This is a genomic window from Klebsiella sp. 10-1, assembly GCF_009758445.1.
Taxonomy (GTDB): domain Bacteria; phylum Pseudomonadota; class Gammaproteobacteria; order Enterobacterales; family Enterobacteriaceae; genus Klebsiella; species Klebsiella scottii.
In genome coordinates this window covers 1,216,864-1,238,623 of the sequence record NZ_WQRE01000001.1, presented here as the reverse complement: position 1 = coordinate 1,238,623, position 21,760 = coordinate 1,216,864, and the positions used below count along the sequence as shown (strand labels likewise).

The window sequence follows — 21,760 nt, the reverse complement described above, 5'->3', positions numbered from 1 at the left end:
CCTGCTCCCCGATAAGGGCTAAGGACGGAGTTCAGGTATGTTGTGTTTGCGAGCCTTGTGGGCAAGTTAATGCATCCTCACAAGGTACCCTGGGCACCTTTTCCAGCTAAGATCGCGGATCGCGACCGCCTGCGCTCCGCTGCTGTGCAAAGCCATGATGAAAATGCCCGACCAGCTTCATCGGGCATAGATAAGATTATCGGCAGGCGGGGCTTAATTCAGCGCCGGCCAGTAGCTGCGGTTAGCGACAATTAAATCATCGAGAATAGCTTTGGCCACCGAGGCGCTCGGCACCGTTTTAGATAAGGTTATTGCCTGCCAGAGCTTCTGATAGCTGCCCTCAACCCAGGCATCAACAACCAGCTTCTCGACGGCCACCTGCTGCTCCATCATCCCCTTCTGGAAAAGCGGGATTTTCCCCATCGCCAGCGGTTCCGGGCCGTTAATGCCCACCAGGCAAGGAACCTCAACCATCGCAGTATCATCAAAATTAGCGATAGCGCCGTTATTTTCCACAATCAACAGCATCCGCTCCTGAGTATTAAACGCGATTGCGCAGGCGAGGTCGACGATGAAGGTGGCGTGCGCGCCGGCATGGAAATGGGCGTCCCTCGCGCTCTGCCGAACGACTATCTCTTTGGCCATATCGAACACCTCTTTTTCTCTTCCCGCCATGACCTCGTTGGCGCGGGTAAAGTCAGGGTCGGAGTGGGCAACCTCGTAATCCGCATAGAAATAGTATTTCAGGTAGGTATTTGGCAGCGTCTCGGGATCGAGCGCAAAGACGTCTTTCACCTTTTTAAAGGTTTCAATCCAGCTCGGGGCTTTATGCTGAAAATCCTCTTTCGGACTGCAATAACCCAGCTCGGCGACATGACTCTTCAAGGCGGGCATTAAATCATTGCCGGCTTTATCCGTAATACTGGTCCACCAGCCGAAATGATTCAGGCCAAAATATCTCACGTTCATCTCTTTACGCGAGGGAAGCCCAAGGATGTCGGCAAACAGCCCTTCAATCGCCACAGGCATGTCGCAAATATTGATGATTTTGGCCGCGGGCCGTAAGCGGCGCGTCGCCTCGGCAACGATAGCGGCCGGGTTGGAATAGTTAAGCATCCACGCCCCAGGCGAGTAGGCTTCCATATAGTCCACCAGCTCAAGCACGCCGGCGATGGAGCGCATACCATAGGCAATTCCCCCCGGCCCACAGGTTTCCTGGCCGATAACGCCATATTTGAGGGGGATTTTTTCGTCTTTTTCACGCATCTCATAGAGGCCAACGCGAATATGGGCCATCACAAAATCGACGCCGCTGAACGCCTCCTGCGGATCGGTGGTGAAGCTGAAGGCGACCTGCGGATAGCGCTCCGCCACCAGAATGGTACAAGCTTCGCCGATAACGCGCTGACGATCGTGATTATTGTCATAGAGCCGAATCTCACTCAGGGGAAAACGGTCCATATTTTCCAGCAGCATCATTACAATACCCGGAGTATAGGTGCTTCCGCCGCCGGCAATAGTGACAACAAATTTATCTTTCATTCTCCACCTCTTTATTCATGAATATCTAAATAGCTATTTACGGCATTGCGAACTTTATTTACCCCTAAGCCGTAGATAACCTGAACGTGATGACCATTGATAATGACGCTGGCGCCACCGCTATTCTTCAGTATGCTTTCCTGAATCAAAGCGGGGTCCCGCACGTCGACCCGAAGTCGGGTAAAGCAGCTCTCGACGGAGCAGACATTCTCTTTTCCGCCCAGCCCAAGGACGACCTGTTCACCGGATGCTTTACCGGCAGGAGCGGCGCTCGCTTGCTTTTCGCCGACGGGCTCTCCCTGCTCCTGGCCCGGCGTGTTCATCCTGAAGCGGGTGATCATGAATTTACCGACAAAGTACATCGTCGCTGTTTCCATTAAGCCGAGGACCACAAAGATGGGCCAGCGCGTCAGGTGCGCGCCTGCCGGAATGTTATAAACAATGAAATCGATAATGCCGTTGGTCGCACATACCCGGACGTTAAGAAGCCAGGCAAGCATCTGGAAAAATCCATCCAGCAGCGAATAAACCAGCCAGAGCAGCGGCGCGGTAAAGATAAATAAAAACTCAAAAGGCTCGGTGATGCCGACCAGAAACGAGGTCACGATCAATGGAATCAGGGTGATTTTTAATTTCTGCTTATTTTCTGCTCTGGCGGTTTTATAAAATGCCAGGGCCATGCCCGCTGTACCAAATATTTTCACCATCCCGTAGGTTAAAAAACGCGCCGAATCGCTTAACGCGCCGCCGGTATTACTGGCGATTTCAGCGAGGAAAATGGGCTTCGCGCCGACCACCGTTTGTCCCTCTATCAGCAGCTGCCCGCCGATGGAGGTAAACACAAAGGGCGACCAGATCAGGTGGTGTAATCCTGTCGGGATAAGGAAACGATTAAGGAAACCATAGAGAAACACGCCCGCCGCACCGAAGGTTTTCATTACTCCGGTGAGAGCCGATATCCCATGTTCAACAATCGGCCAGAAATAAACGGTACCGATGGCAAACAGGCCCACCAGCGGGATCATGATGATAAGCACGAGCTTACTGTTGCCATAGATGGAGAATGCGCCGCGAAACTCGATATCTACGAATCGGTTGTGGATAAACGCCACGGCACAGCCAAGAATGATGCCGAGAAACACTCCCATATCAATAACCTGGAAGCCAAAAATAAAGGTTTGGCCGCTGCCGTATAGCTGCGCATTACTGCTGCCTGCGGCCAGTCGTTGAGTGAGGGTTAGCCAGCTGTTATTCGCCGCCAGATACATAAACCAGGTCATGGATGCAACGAAAGCCGCTTCCGCTTTACGGCTTTTCGCCAGCCCGCTGGCCAGCCCCAGGCAAAAGAAAAAGCCGAGATTATTCATGATTGCCCAAAGCATACTGGAAACATATTTACCCAGTAGATAAAGCGTGCTGCTTTCGGCCACCCATATTTTATTGCTAGTGATGCTGAGCAATGCAATCAAAAGGCCAATAACCGGCAGATATAAAACTGGCCCAATCATCGCTTTTGAAAAGTCCTGTAACTTTTTAACCCCAACCATTATCGACCCCTTTACCATCCGGCGCCTGCCAGCGCCGCGGAACATGGAACCCAGCTTATGTCGGGGTCGAAATAAATCAGATCGGCAAAATCATCATTTGTGATGAAAGTCATATACCTTTGAATGGAATAGATATATATGTAAAAGCCTATTTTTAGATGACATTTCGATATCTGTAACGGTTAATTTATTTATTTTATTATTAATCAATGAATTAAATTATAATCTCGCAGCAACTCATCCACCAGAGACATCTATAAGTGATATACAAATCAATTGCAGGTGAGCTAAAAAATCGCATCAACAGCGACGAATACGAAATCGGGGATGCGTTACCCAGCGAAAAGACGCTGGCGCAGGAGCTTCAGGCTTCGGTGATGACTATCCGTAAGGCGCTAACGCTGCTTGAAGAGGAAAAACTGATCGTCAAACGGCACGGCAGCGGCTCGTATGTGGCGCGCAAGAGCAACTATCATGGAGGGGAGCTCGATGGGTTTAACTACCAGATGCATGTCGTCGGCGTGACCAATTATCGCAATAAGGTGATTGAATTCACCATGATCAACGCCCCTCTAGCTATCGCCCAGCAGTTAAAAATTGAGCCTGGGGAAAAAGTCTATTACGTCCGACGCATTCGCCTTATCGACGACGTGCCCATTCTGATTGAAAACAGCTATATCCCGGTGGCGATTTTTCCGTGGTTAAGCATCGGCAATCTGGAAAGATCGAAATTTAACTATTTCAAGAAAGAGTGCAATATTTCCATTCTCGAGAGCCATCGTAGCTATTCGCCGGTTCTGGCAACCCGGGAACAGGCGGAGTTCCTGCAGGTGCCGCAAAACAGCCTCCTGCTGCGGGTGCAGTCGCTCAGCTATGCGCAGAATAATATCTGCGTCGATTTATCCGATATCTACCAGAATACCAACAAATACAACGTCAAACATATCACCCGCCGTTAGAGCGCCGAGCCTCAGCTGGCGGCACGCTACGGCCCCGGCAGTCCGTTTGCATTTAGTTTGTCAGCACAGAGGGGCATATGTTTCCCCCTCTGCCGCACAACGCGCCGGATGCGGTATTTGACGCCCCAGGGATCGGGGCGCCGCTTCAGCTCACCTCGTGTTTATCGATGCGGCTACGCCTCATACGCCGCGGTATGGAAATCGATCTCCCACTGCAGCACCTCGCCGTACAGCGCTGACAGCGCCTGCTTTTCGCTTTCATTAAGCGCCATCGCGCAGCGGTCCAGCTCCTCCTTCAACCAGCGGGCCTGGCGGTAAAACTCCTCTTCCGCATGCATTTCTACCCAGCGCCGGAGGTCCGCATCGCTCTGGCTGCCCTCGCTCACCCGCCGGCACCAGTGGTAGTACATCCACTCCGCGCCGAACATCAGGGTAATAATCTGTTCATAGCTCCCCTCCCGGGCTATCCGCAGCATGCCGTCGCGAAAGCGGCGCACCCCGGGCCGATCGTCCGGATAGTCGGCGGGATTAACCCGGCGCTCGGCCAGTACCTGTTCAAACCAGGCGATCTGCGTGTCCACCAGCGCATTGAGGACGCCGATCAGCCAGCGCTGCTGGCGAATATCCGGCGCCTTGCTGACGCCGAGGGCAAAAATCGCAATCGCCGTAGCGACGAAGTTGCCCTCAAAAACCAGATAGCGGTTAAATACCGTCTCCGGCAGGCGGTCCTGCTCAATATCAACCACAAAGCGGTGCTGCTGCATCGCCTGCCAGACCTGCTGATGTTCACGCAGCAGGCGCTCGCTAAACGCTTCCATTACGCATCCTCCAGCACGGCCTGGGTGACCGACATAAAGTGCTTAACCCGCGCCAGATCGACATCGTTCCACCAGACGCCGTCTACTTTCATGGTGCTGGCGACGATCACTCCCTGGGTGCGTCCGAGGATCTGGCAGACGTTAGCCGGCGTCACGCCGGAGCCCACCAGCAGCGGTAGCGCGGTTGCGGCGCGGATCTCATCGATTTCCTCCGTGGTGGCGCTATCGCCAGTGCGCTGGCCGGTGGCGATCACCGCGTCGGCTTCGAAGAAGTCCACGTCGCGGGTCAGCTCCTGAATCGAACGGTCGGCCACGATTGCGTGGCTACCGTGCTTGACGTGGCTGTCGGCAAAGACGCGAATATGCTCCGCGCGCAGCTGGCTGCGATAGCGCAGCGCCTTCGCCGCCGCCCCTTCAATAAACCCCTCGTTGGCGATATAGGCGTTGGCCCACTGGTTTACGCGGACGAAATCGGCCCCCCCCGCCAGCGCGGTAGCCAGCGCCGGAATAGCGGCGTTGGCCAGCACGTTAATGCCCAGCGGCACGCCGAAGCGCTCGCGAACTTTCTCGGTAATGACCGCCATCAGCGCCGATGTTTCAGGACCGATATCCTCTGGTTTGGAAAAGGGAATATCGCCGTGGTTTTCAACAATCAGACCGTGAACGCCGCCCGCAATATAATTTTCCGCATCACGAAGCGCCCGTTCAATAATACCACTTACTGATTTACCACGATATTTAGGCGTACCAGGAAATGGGTCGCAGTGAATCACACCAATGACTACTTTACTACGTGAAAAAATATCTTGTATTGCATTGGTCTTTTCTGCTGATATAGAAGTCATGTTATCCATCCTGTTAAGGGAACACTATGCGTGTTTACGTTATCGGTAATATTACCGTAGATGAAACCTGGTCCATTTCGGATATCCCGAAAAAAGGCGCCTCAATTCATGGTATTAAAGTTTCGCAGGATCTCGGCGGAAAAGGCGCGAATCAGGCGATTATATTATCCCGCTGCGGCATAGATACACGCTTAATTGCGGCCACGGGAAATGACAGCAACGGAGCCTGGATACGCCAGCAGCTAATAAATGAACCACTGACGCTGCTACCCACCGGACATTTCAACCAACATAGCGACACCTCGATTATCTTAAATAGCGCCGACGGCGATAATGCGATTATTACCACTACCGCCGCCGCCGATACATTTAGCCTCGATGATATTATTCCGCATCTGGCAGACGGCGCTGCAGGCGATATTTTGCTGCAGCAGGGTAATTTCTCGCTGGAAAAAACGCGGGCTCTGTTTCAGTTCGCCAAAGCGCGCGGTATGACGACGGTATTTAATCCTTCGCCGGTCAATCCTGATTTTTCTCTCCTGTGGCCGCTGGTCGATATCGCGGTCGTCAATGAGTCAGAGGCGGAGCAGCTGCAGCCGTACGGCGTGCAGACCTTAGTCATTACCCAGGGCGCCGCCGGCGCCTGGCTGGTCCGCGAAGGCCAGCGCAGCTTCTCGCCCGCCGCCGCCGTCGAGGCGCTTGATACCACCGGCGCCGGCGACACTTTTCTCGCCGTTATGCTGGCCTCGGCGCTGCGGCGCGGAGTGGCGCCGGACGCCCTGGCGCTGGCTCATGCCAGCCGCGCCGCCGCCATCACCGTGAGCCGCCGGGGGACGTTCAGCGCATTCCCCGACGGCCAGGAACTCGCCGCCCTGTTAGCGACGGGCGATGCCTGAAGATTACTTAAACAGCGAGCGGTAGGTATCCACGTTCGCTTTGGTCACCACCGTAGCCGGAACCAGAATGGTTTTCGGCACGGTTTTACCCGAAGCGATCGCGTTCAGCGCCTTCAGGGCCTCAGCCCCCATCTGCTCAGGGTCCTGCTGCAGCACGGCGGTAACGTAGCCGCCGTCAATGCCCGAAATCGCCTTCGCCGTCAGGTCCCAGCCGAAGACTTTAATATCCTTCTGGCGCCCCTGGTTTTCCACTGCGGCAATGGCGCCCAGCAGAGCGGGTTCGCCGGTGGCGTAGATCGCCGTCAGATCCGGGTTGCCGGTAATCAGGTTTTCCGCCGCGGTCATCGCTTTATCCTGCACGTTCTGCCCGTCGACTACGTTGGCGATGGTAATTTTCGGGTTGCTTTTCAGCGTCTCTTCGAAGCCCTTCTGCCGCTGGTTCTGAATCGCCGAGTTCAAGGCGCCGACGATACCCAGCCGCGCCTGGCCGCCCATCTCTTTCTGCACGTAGTCAACGAAGTATTTACCAATGATTCTGCCTCCTTCGATATTATCCACACCGACCTGAGCCGCCTGAGGCCCCGCCGGTAATACGGCATCGATAGCAATCACCGGAATGTTAGCGGCGGCGGCTTCTTTTACCGCTGGCATAATTCCGTTAACGTCGATGGCGGCGACGAGGATGCCTTTAACTCCTTGCTGAATATAGTTTTCAATCGCATCATTCTGCGCGACGGGATTATCGTTGGAGTTGAAAATGACTAAATCCTTTCCGCTCGCTTTGGCTGCATCCTGCGCGCCTTTATTCATCAGATTAAAAAACAAAGCCTGCTGATTAATTTGAACTAAAGCATAGGTTGGATTGGCGGCACTGGCGGAAGAAATAAAACTAAGCGATGCCAGCAGAGACGTTGCAATAGCAATAGAACGCAGTTTTCCGGTGTTAAATAACATCATCAGTATCCTCATCGGGAATAGTTGATAGCCAGCAGAGTTCCGCGCCGCGGTGCGAACGCAGAAGGATTATTTTTTGGCGGGCAAATATCGTCCAGATGGCCAGAACGATCGTCGATTGTTCGGCTGGACCTGCTTAATTTCATTCCGGCAACCGGTCCGTGTCGGTGCGCGACTGGAATGACTTAAACGGGTTTGGGAATCATTTCCCGGATGATGCGGTAAACTGCCTATACAATTCTCCGCCGATTAAATTTTGTCAAGCATTTATTTAACGTCGTTGTTGCCCGAGAAATTGCTGTATTGACCGCGCTTAACTATGTTACAGATAGCCGACTCTGGTAGAAATGGCGCAGGAAATGAGTATAAAACGCGTATTGTTATCCGATGTGGCAAAGCTGGCGGGACTGTCGAAGGCCACTTTATCTCGCTATATGAACAACAATATTGTGCTGCCGCAGGAAACTATCGACCGCATTGAAACGGCGATCCGCGAGCTGGACTATCGCGGAAATAGCCTGGCGCGCCGCCTTAGCAAAGGGGGCAGCGAAACCCTCGGGCTGGTACTCCCCGATATTACCAACCCCTTCTTCGCCGAACTGGCCGATGCCGCCGAAGAGGCCGCCTCGGCCAGCGGCTACAGCCTGGTGCTGTGCATCACCCGCAATAATCCGGAAAAAGAGTGCCAGTTCATTCGCTGGCTGGATACCTGCCAGGTCGACGGCCTGCTGTTCACCACCAACCGCCCCGATAACGGCCTGCTGCGTAAAGAGATCCAGCGTCACGAGCGCATCGTTTTGCTGGATGAGGACATTCCCGGCAGCAAGGTGCCGAAAGTCTTTGCCGATAACGTCCAGGGTGGGCGGATTGCGACGGAAAAGCTGATCGCCGCCGGGCACCGCCGTATCGCCTTCGTCGGCGGGCCGGACAAGCTGATGAGCGTCCGTGAACGCTACCAGGGATTCTGCACCGCGATGGAGCAGGCCGGTTTGAGCTGGCCCCCCGAGTGGGTAATGTACGGCGACTACCAGCGCGAGTTCGGCCAGCAGGCGCTGCGGCACCTGTTCAGCCAGCCGCTTCGCCCCACCGCCGTCTTCGCCGCCAGCGACTATCTGGTACTTGGTCTGCTCGACGGGCTGCGCGCCTGCGGGCTGCAGGCGCCGGAGGCGCTGTCGCTGGTCGGCTTCGATGACGCAAACTATGCCGATTTTACCCAGCCGCGCATCTCAACCATTCGCCAGCCCGCGCGCGAGCTGGGCCGCACCGCGGTGAGCATCATGCTGCGCCTGCTGAATAACGAGAAAGATATCCCGGCGGAAACCCGCCTGCCGGTGGAATGGATCGGTCGCGATTCGATCAAGATTTGTTAAGCGCGTCCCAAAATGGCGCAAAAGCGCCCAGTTTTGGCGCAAAAAACGTTCAACTCAAAATCTGTTGATTATAATTAGTAAACCGGTTTACTTATAAACCGTTAATAAATTCTTTCTTTTACAGAGAGTTAAGTAATGGGGCTGCTGTGTTTTTTCTGCCCTGGCACGGATGCTGCAATGTTCTAACTGGCGAACAAATATCTTAAATAGCGTTTGACCTGACCGTGCTTGTGAAAGCTCCACTCCGCAGGTAAACCGGTTTACAAGGGTGTAAGCCGTGTTGGATGGAGTTCTTTTACCCGGAAGGGCGAACATTTTCCCGGCAATAGCGATGGGAGTGATCGGATGCAGCAGCCACAAACTACCCCGCCAAGGGTAGAGATGATCAATATCACCAAGACCTACGGGTCGATACGCTCATTGCGCGGCGTGAACCTGGAGCTGGCTCCGGGCGAAGTGCTGGGCTTAGTGGGCGATAACGGCGCGGGGAAATCAACCCTGACCAAAGTGCTATCCGGGGCGGTGATCCCCACCAGCGGCACCATCCGCATCGATGGCGAACAGCACCAGTTTACCAATCCGGCGGACTCTCGCCGCTGCCATATCGAGATGGTGTATCAGGATCTGTCGCTGTGCGACACGGTCGACGTCGCGGGTAACCTGTTTATGGGCCGCGAGCCGATGAAATCGGTGCTCGGCATCCCCTTCCTCGACGAGGCCAAAATGCACGCCGACGCGCGGGAGATGCTAAAGGGGCTGGGTATTTCTATTCCCGATACCCGTCTGCTGGTACGCAATCTCTCCGGCGGCCAGCGCCAGGCCATCGCCATCGCCCGCGCGGCGGCTTTTGACCCCAAGGTGCTGATTATGGATGAGCCCACTGCCGCGCTGGCCGTTGCGGAAGTGGAAGCGGTTCTGGAGCTTATCCGCCGCGTTTCCGCTCGCGGCGTAAGCGTCATTCTGATCACCCACCGCCTGCAGGACCTGTTCCTGGTCTGTGACCGGATCATGGTGATGTATGAAGGCACCAACGTCGCCGACCGCCGGGTGGCCGACACCAGCCTGAGCGATATCGTTAACCTGATCGTGGGCGAAAAATTCACCGCCCGCTCTGCGGCTGCACACTGAGGTAACAGGATGAGTATCATGAACTTAAGCAGCTCCCGCATGATCCAGCATTCGCTGCCCCGGCGCCTGCTGCATAACCACTCGGGCGTGGTCAGCATCGCGCTGTTTTTCGTATTCTGCTGCGTGGTGTTTTCGCTCATTACCAGCAACTTCCTTACCGGTACCAACTGGCTGAATATCATTCGCCAGAGCGCCCCGCTGCTGATCGTGGCGACCGCGATGACCCTGGTGATTACCACCGGCGGCATCGACCTGTCGGTGGGCTCCACCCTCGCGCTGGTGGGCGCGCTCTCCGCCATCGCCCTCAACAGCTGGGGTTTACCGTGGCCGGTGGTGCTGCTCGGCGGTCTGCTGCTCGGCGGATTAGTCGGCGCCATTAACGGCTTCTTTATTGCCTATGAAGGCATTCCGGCGTTTATCGTCACCCTCGCCACCCTGGCCGTTGTTCGCGGCATCGCGCTGCTGGTGACCCAGGGCTATTCGATTCCGGTTCCCGCCGACAGCCTGTTTACCTTTATCGGGCGCGCCTGGGTCGTGGGTATCCCCATGCCGGCGCTGATCGGCGTTATGGTTCTGGTTATCGGGCATATCGTGCTGAATCATATGCGCTTTGGCCGCTACGTTACGGCTATCGGCGCCAACGCCGAGGGCGCACGGCGCAGCGGGATTAACACCAAAGCGGTGACTATGAGGGTGTACATCATCAGCGGAATGGCCGCCGCGCTGGCCGGAATGATTATTACCGCGCGCCTCGGCAGCGGCTCATCCAACCAGGGGGAAGGCTTCGAACTGCAGGTCATTGCCGCCGTTGTACTCGGCAGCACCAGCCTGTTCGGCGGCTTCGGTACCATTATCGGCACGCTGCTCGGCGCGCTGTCGATTGCGGTCATTCAGAACGGGCTGATCCTGTCGCATATCTCGCCGTTCTACACCCAGATCGCCACCGGCACCATTATCCTGCTGGCTATCTGGCTGAACACCCGCATTCTTAACCCCACGCGCTCAGCGGCGAAAGGATAGCTCATGAAAGGATCAATTTTTCGCCACCCCACTCCGCTGCCGGTCGGCATCAGCAGCGGCTGCGTGATGACGGTGCTTGGCCCGCTGCCGGTCAGCGAGATGGGCGTAACGCTGATGCATGAGCATATCCTGCTGGATGCCTCCGGCAAATGGGTTCCGCCCTGCTGCTGTAGCGATCGCCATCTTGCCGAAATGCCGGTGAAGATGGAAAACCTCGGCGAGCTGTCGCTGAACCCGCTGATCAGCCGCGATAACTGCCAGCTGTTTGACGTCGACGTGGCGATTGAAGAGCTGACGAAATATCGCGCCCTTGGCGGGGAAACGGTGGTCGATCCGACCAATATCGGCATTGGCCGCGATCCGCAGGCGCTGGCGCGCATCGCTCGTCTGACCGGGCTGAACATTATTATGGGCACCGGCTTCTATCTGGAGCCGTCGCACCCCGAGTGGGTGAAGAGCAGCAGCGTCGAACAGCTGACCGAGAGTCTGATCTACGACCTCGGCGGCGCGGAGGAGAAGCCGGAGATCGTCGCCGGGGTGATCGGCGAGATCGGCATATCCAGCCGCTTCACCCCGGATGAAGAGAAGTCCCTGCGCGCGGCGGGCCGGGCCAGCGCCGCGACCGGCGTACCGATCGAGGTCCACCTACCGGGCTGGGAGCGGCTTGGTCATCGGGTGCTGGATATTCTCGAACAGGAAGGGGCCGATCTGCGCCATACGGTGCTGTGCCATATGAATCCCAGCTTTGCCGATAAGCGCTATCAGCGCGAGCTGGCGCAGCGCGGGGCGTTTCTCGAATACGACATGATCGGCATGAGCTACTACTACGCCGATGAGTCGGCGCAGTCGCCCTCCGACGAGGAGAACGCCCGCGCCATTCGGGAGCTGATTGACGACGGCTATATCCAGCAGGTTTTGCTGTCGCAGGACGTTTTCCTGAAAACCATGCTCACCCGCTACGGCGGCCACGGTTACGGCTACATACTCAAGCATTTTGTTCCTCGCTTGCGGCGCCACGGCGTCAGCGGCGAACAGCTTGAAACCTTGATGATTAGAAATCCCCAGCGGGTATTTGGCGGATAAAAAGGAAAGGTCATAATGAAGAAGAAAATTTTACTGGTCGGTGAATCCTGGACCAGCACCTCAACGCACGTTAAAGGCTTCGATCAGTTTGCTACCGCTACCTGGCACAACGGCGCGACGGATTTCCTGGCGGCGCTGGCCGATAGCCACTATGCCATCACCTATATGCCGGCCCACGCGGCGGCAACCGAGTTCCCGCTGACGCAGGAGGAACTGCAGCAGTGGGATGCGATTATCCTGTCGGATATTGGCGCCAACACGCTGCTGCTGCACCCGGACACCTGGCTGAAAAGCCGCCGTACCGCCAACCGTCTGACGCTGCTGCATGACTACGTTGCTGCCGGCGGCTCGCTGATGATGATTGGCGGCTATTACAGCTTCCAGGGGATTAACGGCAGCGCGCGCTATCGCCATACCGCGGTGGAGAAAGTTCTGCCGGTGCGCTGCCTGGCGTGGGACGATCGCATTGAAACCCCGGAGGGCTGCTATGCCGAAGTGACCGAATCCCACGCGCTGTTTAACGATATTCCGGGCGAGTGGCCGTGGCTGCTGGGCTATAACGAAGTGGAAATGCACCCGGAAGGCAGGCTGCTGGCGACCGTTGCCGGCACCGGGCATCCGCTGCTGGCGGTGCGCGAATATCAGCAGGGGCGTTCGCTGGTGTGGACCAGCGATATGTCCGCACACTGGCTGCCCGAGGAGTTTGCCAAATGGCCCGGCTATCGCCAGCTGTGGATTAACTGCCTCGACTGGCTGACGGAACGCGGCTGATGGCGACCACCACCCTCGAACTGGCCCGGCATCTGCTGGGCTTTAACACCATCAATCCGCCGGGAAACGAAGCCGACTGCATGCGTTTTTTTGCCGACTGGCTTCGCGATAGCGGCTTCGAGATTTCGCTGTCGTCGTTCGGCGAAGGGCGCAGCAATCTGATTGCTCGTCTGCCGGGAGCGGCGGCCGGTAAACCGCTGGCCTTTACCGGCCATCTGGATACCGTTCCGCTCGGCAATGCGCGGTGGCGGTATGACCCCTTCGGCTCGCAGATCGAGAACGGGCGTCTTTACGGACGAGGCTCCAGCGATATGAAAGCGGCGATAGCGGCGTTCGCCGTCGCCTGCGTCCGGCGGCGGGAGGAGATCCTCGCCGGACGCGGCGCGGTGCTGCTCATCACCGGCGGGGAAGAAACCGGCTGCGACGGCGCGCGGGCGCTGATCGAGTCCGCTCCGCTGCCGGAGATCGGCGCGCTGATCGTCGGCGAACCCACCGCCAACTACCCGGTTATCGGCCATAAAGGGGCGCTGTGGCTGCGCTGTGAAACCCGGGGGAAAACCGCCCACGGGGCGATGCCGGAGCTGGGGATTAATGCTATCTATCTGGCGGCGGATGCCCTGGGTAAGATCCGCCATTTTTCGCCGGGAGCGCCGCATCCGCTGATGAAGCAGCCCACGCTGAACGTCGGGCGCATTGAGGGCGGGCTAAATATTAATTCCGTGCCGGACCGAGCGCGTTTTGATGTGGATATCCGCAGCGCGCCCAATTTACAGCACGCCACCATTCGACAGCGGCTGAGCTCGCTGCTTGGCGAGAGCGTGACGCTCTCCACGCTGGTCGATCTGCCCGCGGTGCTGAGCGAAGAGAGGCACGCATGGATAGCGCAGATTTATCGGCGCTGCCAGCCGCTGCACGACAGGCCGCTGGAGCCGCGCGTTGTGCCCTACTTTACCGACGCCTCCCTGCTGCTGCCCGCGCTGGATAATCCGCCCTGCATTATTCTCGGCCCCGGCGAACCGTCGATGGCCCACCAGACCGACGAGTACTGCCTGCTCAGCCGGCTGGACGAGGCTGAGCGACTGTACGGGGCGATTATCGACGACTGGATGGACTAACGGCGCCAAAACGCTGCCCGCCCCTTCCGGATAAAGGCGGATTTTTTACTAAATAATCATCAGGGGCCGCCCTGCCCCTGCATCAGCCAGCTCCGCAAGGAAAGCGCAGCCGGCGCGGATGCCGAACGCGGTTTATCAAATAGCCTGCCCAGCGCCGGAGGCCGGCGTTAATGACCCGGAGGAGCGCGGGTAAATAAGGTCTGGTCACGCGCCGCAAAAGTTTCAATTTCACCCCGAGGGGAAATATTATATCTTCATCAATCATCTGGCACCGCCCAGCCGCGTAGCTCCAGCACCGCCCAGCGCTATGCTATTCATTGATTAACAATATTGAGGTTGATCATGCAGCATCTTGTCAGATTTGGTCGTATAGCCGCCGTGTTACCCGTTAAAAACATCATGATTGCCAAAGAGTTCTATATCAACGGGCTGAACTTCAAGGCCGTTTTTGAAAACGGAGATCCGCTGGGTTTTATGATCATAAAGCGTGAAGAGGCTGAGCTACATTTGACTCTCCAGCCGCGGCACAAAGCGTCCTCGTGGCCTGTCGCACATCTTCTGGTTGATGATGCAAATGCCCTGTACGCCCGTTGTCAGGAAATTGGCGCCAGGATTATTAAAGGCCTGGAAGATAAAGATTATGGTATTCGGGCATTTGTTTTCGCCGACCCGGATGGAAATCGTATCGATGTTGGGCAGATCCTGCAGAAGTAATTAAGGTCGGTTTTATAGCCAACCCCCATATGTCCTTATACCGGTAATTTTCCACCGCCATAATAGCGTCGCTGTCGCCATCCCGTCTGCGACGCTAATATGCCGGGCGCTTATCTTACTGCTTCAGCTTTACTTCCTGCGGTGGTAGCATTTTAAGGCTTTCTTTGCATAAGGACTTTAAAATGAGCATCATTTATGTAGTTGTTTTAACTTATATAAAACCACTCGAAGAAGTTGATTCTCAAATACCTGCACATGTTGAGTGGCTTAAACAAGGCTACTCCGATGGCGTGTTTCTGGCATCAGGAAGAAGAATTCCCCGTAATGGCGGCGTCATACTTGCAAAATCTGACAACCTCGAATCTCTGGAAGAACGTCTCCGCCAGGACCCATTCCAAAAATTAAAAATAGCTAAAGCGGAAATTATTCCCTTCGATGCCAGTATGAAGGCTCCGCTGCTCGAAAATATTTTCTGACTTTACATCGGCTCAGTAGCTCATATTGAGCCGCCCATAACGGAACATTCCCCAGTTTGAATCGCCGCCGGCGCCTGACTATGCGGAAAACACCGGCCATAAAGAGAGCAAGCAACGCGTTTCATCTCCGTCAGGCAGCAATCAGGTGAAAAGCGATGTTGATGCGGGGCCGGGATACTTTCGGACTGACGAAGTGCAGAGGTTCAGGAAAGGAATCGCTGCCAGGCCCCGCTGTGGCGGTAAACTATTTATGCAGGGATAAACCCTTTATAACCTTATCCACCGCTTTTTTATGGCCGCGGATACCGATACCGACGAAGTCCAGATTATCCGCATCGGCGGCGATAAATACTTCGCGATTTGCCTCATCATGCCCGGTGGAGAACATGGCATGAATATAAGGAATGATGGTCACTTCCCGCTCCAGCGCCTTACGGTGAACCGCCTGCAGTTTTTCAAGGTCCGCCTCAAAAATCAGCATGGGCTGGCCGGACATGTTGCCATAATGCCGGCCTAGCGAATCGACGTAAGGTTTACCCATAATTTCCGGAGCCGCAGAAGCAATCCCCGTAGCCAGAAATGCCACAACATTCAGGCGCTGCCAGTCAGGTAAGTCATCTCTCACGATAAATGCAATTTTGGTGTCAAACGTCATTCAAATATTCCCGTTTTTAACTACGAAGCAGGCATGTTCACATGACGGCGGAATATCAGTATAGAACGTTTGAGCAGTGATTCTGGAATGCCGCAGGAGACATACGGTAAGCGCGTCTGAACCAGCGGCCTAAATGACTTTGGTCGGCGAACCCCGTCTGCGACGCCACCAGCGACGGAGCAAATCCTCGGGCCAACAGCCCGCGCGCGGTGCGAAGGCGTAGCCTGACAAGATAGGCATGAGGCGACTGACCGAATGCAGCCTTGAACTGGCGGCTTAAGCGAAAGCGATCGATACCGCTGACCTTTGCCAGCTCATCAAGTCCGGGATTTCTTGCCAGATGCTCATACAAATAATCCCTGACCCGGTTCATTTTGATGCGAGAGTCGGTCAGCTCTTCCGAGGGCTTCAGTTCGACATGGGGTGTGAGGTGAGCCAGCAATCTGTCCAGACTTTCATCCCGTGCAAGCCTCCCCTCGCCGTTGTGTAGCGCATCAAAAGCCCGGGAGATCGACGCAATTAACGCGCGGTCATCCGTGAGGGTATGGCGAAAAGCCGCCTGTATTAGCGAAATATCCCCCATACCACGCTGGCGGAAGCTGTCCGACACCCACCGTTGCGGAATATACAACATGGAATACGTGAAGCCATCGCGTTGGGCGGCGTAACCATCATGCACAGCGCCGGGCTCGATGAGGATGGCCTTGCCCGGCGTGCTGGTATGTACCGTGCGATGGCAGCTGAAGCGCTGTGAACCCTGCAGGGTTACGCCCAGAAGTAGCTCTTCATGATCGTGGCTATCATAGGCGTGACCCGTAAAGTGGGCGTTAACGCTTTCAATGCCCGTTTCGGCATCACGACGAAAATCGAGCCAGTCTCCAGGCATCGCCTGTTCAGCAACTTCTGACATAACCACGCTCTGACAAAGATCGACGGAGAATCAGCCTGACTGCCTGCATTATTAGATGTTGTCCTGTTCAAATTCGGCTGCCACAAGACGGGACAACAGGGCCTGCAGCGTCGCCGCCTCCGCCTTCCCAAGTTTTTGTTCAAACTGCTGCTGCGCCTGCGCCCAGCTGGCATCCGACTCGCCGAGTTTTTCCCTGCCGGCCGGAGTCAGCGACACCAGACGCGAGCGCCCATCGGAGGGGTCTGCGTCGACGCTTATCAGGCCATCCCGCTGGAGAGGTTTGAGCGTATGGGCAAGTCCTCCCCGATCCATGACCAGGGCCTCAGCCAGATGACTGACCGACAGGCTGCCAGCTCGCCGCAGCTGGGCCAGAATCGCCCTCTGGGTGGTCTTGAGCCCGCTTTCAGCCAAAATACTGTCGTAATATTGCGACAGACGTCGGGAGGCTTTGCGCAAGGTAGTGCAGTGACAACTTACGCCAGACGACGCGCCGATACCCTCATTCTGAGACATACATCCCCTTCCTGATTAACGTTGACGTCTTGATTTTACCAGCATATGCTGATATTGCAAATAAGAGCATATGCACGTATTTTCAATCAGCCGCGAGGAGACGTTATGCCATTTGTTCGCATCGATTTACGTAAAGGGAAACCCGCCGACTATCGTCAGAAAGTAGCTGACGCGGTCTACGACGCATTGGTGAGCGTGGGCGTCCCGGAGAATGACCGTTTTCAGGCGATCGGTGAATATGAGCCGGCAGGGTTGATTTATGATCCGGGCTACCTCGGCATAAATCGCACCGATGACTTCGTTGCCATTCAGATAACCTGGAACGAAGGGCGTAACACGCAGCAAAAAAAGGCGCTGTACCGGGCTATTGCAGACGGACTCCACCACGCGGTGGGACTTCGTCAACAAGATGTCTTTATCAGTCTGGTGGAAGTCAAAAAAGAAAACTGGTCCTTCGGCAACGGTGAGGCGCAGTACGCGGACGAATGATCCCGGGCTACGGGGTGCGGTCAGAAGTGAAAAATAAAGTCGTTGATGACGTTTTATCAATTAACCTCGAGGGTTTTTAATGACATTTTCGCAGAATAAAAGCTTCTGGCTGATTACTGGCGGGGCGCTGGTCCTCTTTCTCTCCCTTGGGATAAGGCATGGATTCGGCCTCTTTCTGCATCCTATGAGCGCTGAGTTTGGCTGGGGACGCGAAGTTTTTGCGTTTGCGATGGCAATACAGAATATTATCTGGGGAGTTGCGCAGCCGTTTGCCGGGGCGCTGGCGGATCGCTTCGGGACTCGCAGAACCATCATCACGGGGGCGATTTTTTATACTGCGGGACTGATGCTAATGGGGTTTGCGCATACCCCCCTGCTGCTCTCGCTCAGTACCGGATTACTGATTGGTATTGGTCTGTCCGGCACTTCATTTTCTGTCATTCTCGGGGCTATTGGCCGCGCCGTTCCCGCTGAAAAACGTAGCATGGCAATGGGGCTCACTGCCGCGGCGGGGTCATTTGGGCAGTTTGCCATGCTGCCCGGCAGCATGGTGCTGATCCACTGGCTGGGATGGGCATCGGCCCTGATCGCTCTCGGCATGGTTGCTATGCTAATGCTGCCCGCCGCGGCGCTGTTTCAGCGTCAGGAAGCGGCGCATTCTGAACCGCATCAGACGATGAGCGAAGCATTACGGGAAGCTCTGGGACACTCCGGATTCTGGCTTTTATCCCTCGGGTTCTTCGTCTGCGGATTCCAGGTCGTCTTCATTGGTGTTCACCTACCCTCATATCTTATGGATAACCATCTCCCGGTCATCGCCGGAACCACCACGCTGGCTCTGGTCGGTTTATTTAATGTTTTCGGGACCTATTTCGCCGGGATGCTTGGCAGCCGCTATTCAAAAACAAAGCTACTGAGTCTGATGTACATTGTCAGGGCGGTAATCATTACCTTGTTTATCTCGTTCCCGGTTACAACCTGGTCGGCCTACTGTTTTGGTATCGCTATGGGGCTTCTCTGGCTTTCAACCGTACCGTTAACTAACGGAACGGTAGCAACAATGTTTGGCGTAAGGAACTTATCAATGCTGGGGGGAATTATCTTCCTGATGCATCAGGCAGGCGCTTTTCTTGGCGGCTGGCTGGGAGGATATCTTTACGATATCACCGGAAGCTATAGCATTGTCTGGTACGTAAGTATCGTTCTCAGCGTTATCGCTGCGGCGCTGAACTGGCCCATTCGGGAAGTTTCAAAGCGTGCGCTGACGGGGCTGAAAGTATGAATTGTTCATTCAGGACCGTAGCGGCTTGCCTCATTCTGGCCCTCCTGCTGCTGATATTTCTCATGTGGCGAGAAAATAAAGACCTGATACTGCATATCGGCATGAGCCACTGCTTCTGATTAACTTTTCACTTTACAGAGCCGCGTCGCTGTTATTATCGTCAGCGACGCCTTCTTAATATCCTCATTTCCGTTCGGCATATTTGCTGCGTTTATGTTGATAGAGTAAATCGTCAGCTTTGAGCATCGCCTGCGCCAGCGTATCCCCCGACTGAAGTTGATACGCGCCCCAGGAAAACGCCACCAGCCTATCACGATCGATGGTGAGCAAATGTTCCTGCGCGCGGGCAATAACATCGCGGGATTTATTCAGGGAATAATCAATAAGAACCAGACAGAACTCATCGCCGCCCAGCCGTATTCCGTAGTCGCTCTTACGAATGGCGCTCCCCAGCGCTGACCCCAGCATCTGTATCGCTTTATCCCCCATATGATGGCCCTGGGTATCATTAATTTTTTTAAGCCCATCGCTGTCAATTGCAATAACCGTGACCGGGATATTTCGCTCAACGAGGGAGCGGATTTTTTGTTCAAACTCCGGCGCCATGATTTTTCTGTTACACAGTCCGGTCATCGCATCCGTCACGTTATCCCGGGAAAGCGATTCATGCCTGATTAACTGCTTACGGGCATAGCGACATAGCGCCCAGGTTCCCAGGATATAAAGCATGAACAGCCATAAATTGGCAATAATGACGTAGATGGCGTCCAGCTTCGCATGGAGGGTGTAATACTGGGTAAGCGAGTCTGCGTAGCTGATCAAATCATAAGTTTTGACGTAGGGTTTATGGAAAAAAATATGCGTTCCAGTCACATTATCAGTAACATACAACGAGAGGAAGCGCCACAGCAGCGGGCGATCGACGGTTTTAAACGAAACCACAAGATCGTTAATATTGATGTCTGTGATCAGAATGCCCTTCACCTTATCCCCCAAAAACACCGGGGTAAGCATGCTGATAATATTGTTTTGGGTATATCCATCATGATAGATATGAGACAGCGTGCTTTCACCTTTAAGCAGGTCATTCAGGGCGTTGTCATCAATAGAAATGGTGTGCGCGCTGCGCGCAATATTGATGCTGCTATTATCGCCAACTAACCAGTTACTAAAAGTGTAATTCTGAGTATTAATCAAATGATTAATATAAATATAGTTATGAGAAAGATCGATATAGTATCTGATATTCCTGAAAGTATAACCGGCATAGTTTGAAAAGCTGTACTTCGATATAGCCGCGCTCTCCGCGGAGTGAATAACCGCCAGCGCATTAATATCACCCGCCCATTCTTCACACGATTCATTGCGGGTTTGCAGGGTACCTTGCAGGTTATTTCTGTTCTTTTTCAGCAGATTGAAGCCGTGGATGTCGCCTTCAGTTTCAAGGGACTGACAGACATTTTTCCGTTCACGTTCGCTTGAGGGGGCAGAAAATGCCTGGGTATAAAATGCCCGCGAAAGCCGGGTGGCAATATTCTGGTTAATGGACTCTTCATGGAAAAGTGCTGATTTACCATTTTCGGCAACATATCCCATATAATTCTGCAAAGCACGCCCTTCACGAACGGCCAACGCGGTAAAAAGAGCCGTAGTGCAAACCACGATCAGTACGATTGCGCTGATATATTTTTGACTGGACAAGATGGCTAACTCCCTGTCGTACCACCAACAAGTGACGGCAATTATAGCATCAATCAATACCTTCTCACCCGGTAATGACCACGGGAAACATGTCCGTTGAGCTCAACCGGCCGCGAAATTCCCGGCCACGACGGTTTAAAGCAATATCGGGCAGCAAATGCCGCCGGCGACGTGACGGCGCTGCCCGCAGAGAGCGATCCCGGTCAAGGCATTCAGCGCGCTACCGTGGCATAATGCGTGAATACCGTACGGTATAGTTATTCATTTTTTAACCAGCTAAGGGTTCAACATGAAGGTACTGACGCAAGCGCGCCGCGAGGGGATCGTGGCCGCCGCCGCCGAGGTGTTTCTGGAGGTTGGCTACGAACGTGCCTCAATGGATGAAGTAGCCAGACGTGCCGGTGGCTCGAAGGCCACGCTCTATAAATACTTCTCTTCAAAAGAGGCGTTGTTTGAAACGGTTGTGCGCAACTACAGCGCCAGGTTTCTCACCGAAGCGGCAAGCGGGCTGACTCAACCGGAAAACCAGCACCTCTCCCTGGAACAAAAACTCATCCGCTTTGGTGAAGATATGCTGCGGGTAGTGGCATGCGATAACCAGGCGCTGCAGATCTATCGCGTTGTGCTGGGCGAAGCCGGCCACTCCGATATCGGGAAACTGTTTCTGGAATCCGGCATCCGCCAAAGCATGGAGGCGCTGGCCCAGGAAATGCAGGCGGCGATGGAACGGGGTGAACTGGCGCCGTCGGAGCCAATGCTTCGCGCCATCCAGTTTACATCGCTGATCAAAGCGGAAACCGAGGTCTTGTTTTTCTTGCGCAATATGCCCGATTTTACTCAGGAAAAAGTCAGTGAGATGGTCAGGAATGGCGTGCGGCTGTTTCTCGACGGCGCGCTTAAAAAACCTGAATAGCCCCTGCCCGGCCAGCGGGCATGTGAAGACCGGGTTCGCCGCCGCGAACCCGGTTGTTT

At 55.0% G+C, this 21,760-nt stretch carries 23 protein-coding genes; 14 read left to right on the top strand and 9 right to left on the bottom strand.

Annotated elements, in window-relative coordinates; translation table 11 throughout:
* Positions 1-213: 213 nt before the first annotated feature.
* Together GO007_RS05935 and GO007_RS05930 are read right to left on the bottom strand one after the other, a co-directional pair.
* Positions 214-1,542: a 6-phospho-alpha-glucosidase gene (locus GO007_RS05935; RefSeq protein WP_095096762.1), complete on the bottom strand. Its 1,329-nt coding sequence runs from the start codon at positions 1,540-1,542 to the stop codon at positions 214-216.
* 11 nt (positions 1,543-1,553) lie between these two features.
* Positions 1,554-3,089, bottom strand: a complete 1,536-nt coding sequence (locus tag GO007_RS05930; protein WP_095096759.1) for a PTS transporter subunit EIIC — start codon at positions 3,087-3,089, stop codon at positions 1,554-1,556.
* A gap of 260 nt (positions 3,090-3,349) precedes the next feature.
* On the opposite strand from GO007_RS05930, the gene GO007_RS05925 reads away from it, so the two are divergent.
* Complete coding sequence (locus GO007_RS05925) at positions 3,350-4,048, top strand: GntR family transcriptional regulator (RefSeq protein WP_095096755.1); 699 nt, start codon at positions 3,350-3,352, stop codon at positions 4,046-4,048.
* A 173-nt stretch (positions 4,049-4,221) separates the two neighbouring features.
* On the opposite strand, the gene GO007_RS05920 is transcribed toward GO007_RS05925, so the two are convergent.
* Together GO007_RS05920 and GO007_RS05915 are read right to left on the bottom strand one after the other, a co-directional pair.
* Positions 4,222-4,866 (bottom strand): TenA family protein, encoded by a 645-nt coding sequence (locus GO007_RS05920; protein ID WP_095096753.1) that lies wholly within the window; start codon positions 4,864-4,866, stop codon positions 4,222-4,224.
* Positions 4,866-5,711: a BtpA/SgcQ family protein gene (locus tag GO007_RS05915; RefSeq protein WP_095096750.1), complete on the bottom strand. Its 846-nt coding sequence runs from the start codon at positions 5,709-5,711 to the stop codon at positions 4,866-4,868. The genes GO007_RS05920 and GO007_RS05915 overlap by 1 nt, the downstream gene beginning before the upstream one ends.
* A gap of 26 nt (positions 5,712-5,737) precedes the next feature.
* Here GO007_RS05915 and GO007_RS05910 point away from each other — a divergent pair, with 26 nt between their 5' ends.
* The gene (locus tag GO007_RS05910; protein WP_095096747.1) at positions 5,738-6,607 is read left to right on the top strand and encodes a ribokinase; all 870 of its coding nucleotides are present in this window, start codon (positions 5,738-5,740) and stop codon (positions 6,605-6,607) included.
* Positions 6,608-6,610: 3 nt separating this feature from the next.
* Here GO007_RS05910 and GO007_RS05905 read toward each other — a convergent pair whose 3' ends face one another.
* A complete protein-coding gene (locus tag GO007_RS05905; protein ID WP_095096744.1) occupies positions 6,611-7,564 on the bottom strand; it encodes an ABC transporter substrate-binding protein in 954 nt (317 codons plus the stop codon).
* Positions 7,565-7,908: 344 nt separating this feature from the next.
* Between GO007_RS05905 and GO007_RS05900 the strand changes: the two genes are divergently transcribed.
* The 8 genes from GO007_RS05900 to GO007_RS05865 all read left to right on the top strand — a co-directional run bounded on the left by GO007_RS05900 (position 7,909) and on the right by GO007_RS05865 (position 15,238).
* Positions 7,909-8,931 (top strand): LacI family DNA-binding transcriptional regulator, encoded by a 1,023-nt coding sequence (locus tag GO007_RS05900; protein WP_095096741.1) that lies wholly within the window; start codon positions 7,909-7,911, stop codon positions 8,929-8,931.
* A 381-nt stretch (positions 8,932-9,312) separates the two neighbouring features.
* On the top strand, positions 9,313-10,059 hold the full coding sequence (locus GO007_RS05895; RefSeq protein ID WP_161795676.1) for an ATP-binding cassette domain-containing protein: 747 nt from the start codon (positions 9,313-9,315) through the stop codon (positions 10,057-10,059).
* An 18-nt stretch (positions 10,060-10,077) separates the two neighbouring features.
* Positions 10,078-11,079: an ABC transporter permease gene (locus tag GO007_RS05890; protein ID WP_189339824.1), complete on the top strand. Its 1,002-nt coding sequence runs from the start codon at positions 10,078-10,080 to the stop codon at positions 11,077-11,079.
* Positions 11,080-11,082: 3 nt separating this feature from the next.
* Complete coding sequence (locus GO007_RS05885; protein ID WP_095096732.1) at positions 11,083-12,162, top strand: phosphotriesterase family protein; 1,080 nt, start codon at positions 11,083-11,085, stop codon at positions 12,160-12,162.
* Positions 12,163-12,177: 15 nt separating this feature from the next.
* Entirely contained in the window at positions 12,178-12,933 is a 756-nt protein-coding gene (locus tag GO007_RS05880) for a glutamine amidotransferase (protein ID WP_095096729.1), read from the top strand.
* Positions 12,933-14,048 carry a M20 family metallopeptidase gene (locus GO007_RS05875; RefSeq protein WP_095096726.1) on the top strand — a complete coding sequence of 372 codons (1,116 nt, stop codon included), beginning with the start codon at positions 12,933-12,935 and terminating at the stop codon, positions 14,046-14,048. The genes GO007_RS05880 and GO007_RS05875 overlap by 1 nt, the downstream gene beginning before the upstream one ends.
* 342 nt (positions 14,049-14,390) lie before the next feature.
* Positions 14,391-14,762: a VOC family protein gene (locus GO007_RS05870; protein ID WP_095096723.1), complete on the top strand. Its 372-nt coding sequence runs from the start codon at positions 14,391-14,393 to the stop codon at positions 14,760-14,762.
* Between the two features lie 182 nt (positions 14,763-14,944).
* The gene (locus GO007_RS05865) at positions 14,945-15,238 is read left to right on the top strand and encodes a YciI family protein (RefSeq protein WP_095096720.1); all 294 of its coding nucleotides are present in this window, start codon (positions 14,945-14,947) and stop codon (positions 15,236-15,238) included.
* Between the two features lie 244 nt (positions 15,239-15,482).
* Here GO007_RS05865 and GO007_RS05860 read toward each other — a convergent pair whose 3' ends face one another.
* Genes GO007_RS05860 through GO007_RS05850 form a run of 3 tightly spaced genes read right to left on the bottom strand, consistent with a single transcriptional unit; the run spans position 15,483 to position 17,316 of the window.
* Entirely contained in the window at positions 15,483-15,893 is a 411-nt protein-coding gene (locus GO007_RS05860) for a DUF2000 domain-containing protein (RefSeq protein ID WP_095096717.1), read from the bottom strand.
* Positions 15,894-15,948: 55 nt separating this feature from the next.
* On the bottom strand, positions 15,949-16,803 hold the full coding sequence (locus GO007_RS05855; protein ID WP_223261754.1) for an AraC family transcriptional regulator: 855 nt from the start codon (positions 16,801-16,803) through the stop codon (positions 15,949-15,951).
* 51 nt (positions 16,804-16,854) lie between these two features.
* Positions 16,855-17,316, bottom strand: a complete 462-nt coding sequence (locus GO007_RS05850) for a MarR family winged helix-turn-helix transcriptional regulator (protein ID WP_095096714.1) — start codon at positions 17,314-17,316, stop codon at positions 16,855-16,857.
* A 105-nt stretch (positions 17,317-17,421) separates the two neighbouring features.
* Between GO007_RS05850 and GO007_RS05845 the strand changes: the two genes are divergently transcribed.
* Positions 17,422-17,805 (top strand): tautomerase family protein, encoded by a 384-nt coding sequence (locus GO007_RS05845; protein ID WP_095096711.1) that lies wholly within the window; start codon positions 17,422-17,424, stop codon positions 17,803-17,805.
* A gap of 79 nt (positions 17,806-17,884) precedes the next feature.
* Positions 17,885-19,087, top strand: coding sequence for an MFS transporter (locus GO007_RS05840; RefSeq protein WP_095096708.1), 1,203 nt, complete (start codon positions 17,885-17,887; stop codon positions 19,085-19,087).
* Between the two features lie 183 nt (positions 19,088-19,270).
* Here the strand turns inward: GO007_RS05840 and dgcJ are convergent, their stop codons facing one another.
* Positions 19,271-20,788: a diguanylate cyclase DgcJ gene (gene dgcJ, locus GO007_RS05835; RefSeq protein WP_223261753.1), complete on the bottom strand. Its 1,518-nt coding sequence runs from the start codon at positions 20,786-20,788 to the stop codon at positions 19,271-19,273.
* Positions 20,789-20,884: 96 nt separating this feature from the next.
* On the opposite strand from dgcJ, the gene GO007_RS05830 reads away from it, so the two are divergent.
* Entirely contained in the window at positions 20,885-21,022 is a 138-nt protein-coding gene (locus tag GO007_RS05830) for a hypothetical protein (RefSeq protein WP_157349081.1), read from the top strand.
* Positions 21,023-21,077: 55 nt separating this feature from the next.
* Complete coding sequence (locus GO007_RS05825) at positions 21,078-21,701, top strand: TetR/AcrR family transcriptional regulator (RefSeq protein ID WP_095096705.1); 624 nt, start codon at positions 21,078-21,080, stop codon at positions 21,699-21,701.
* Positions 21,702-21,760: the final 59 nt, after the last annotated feature.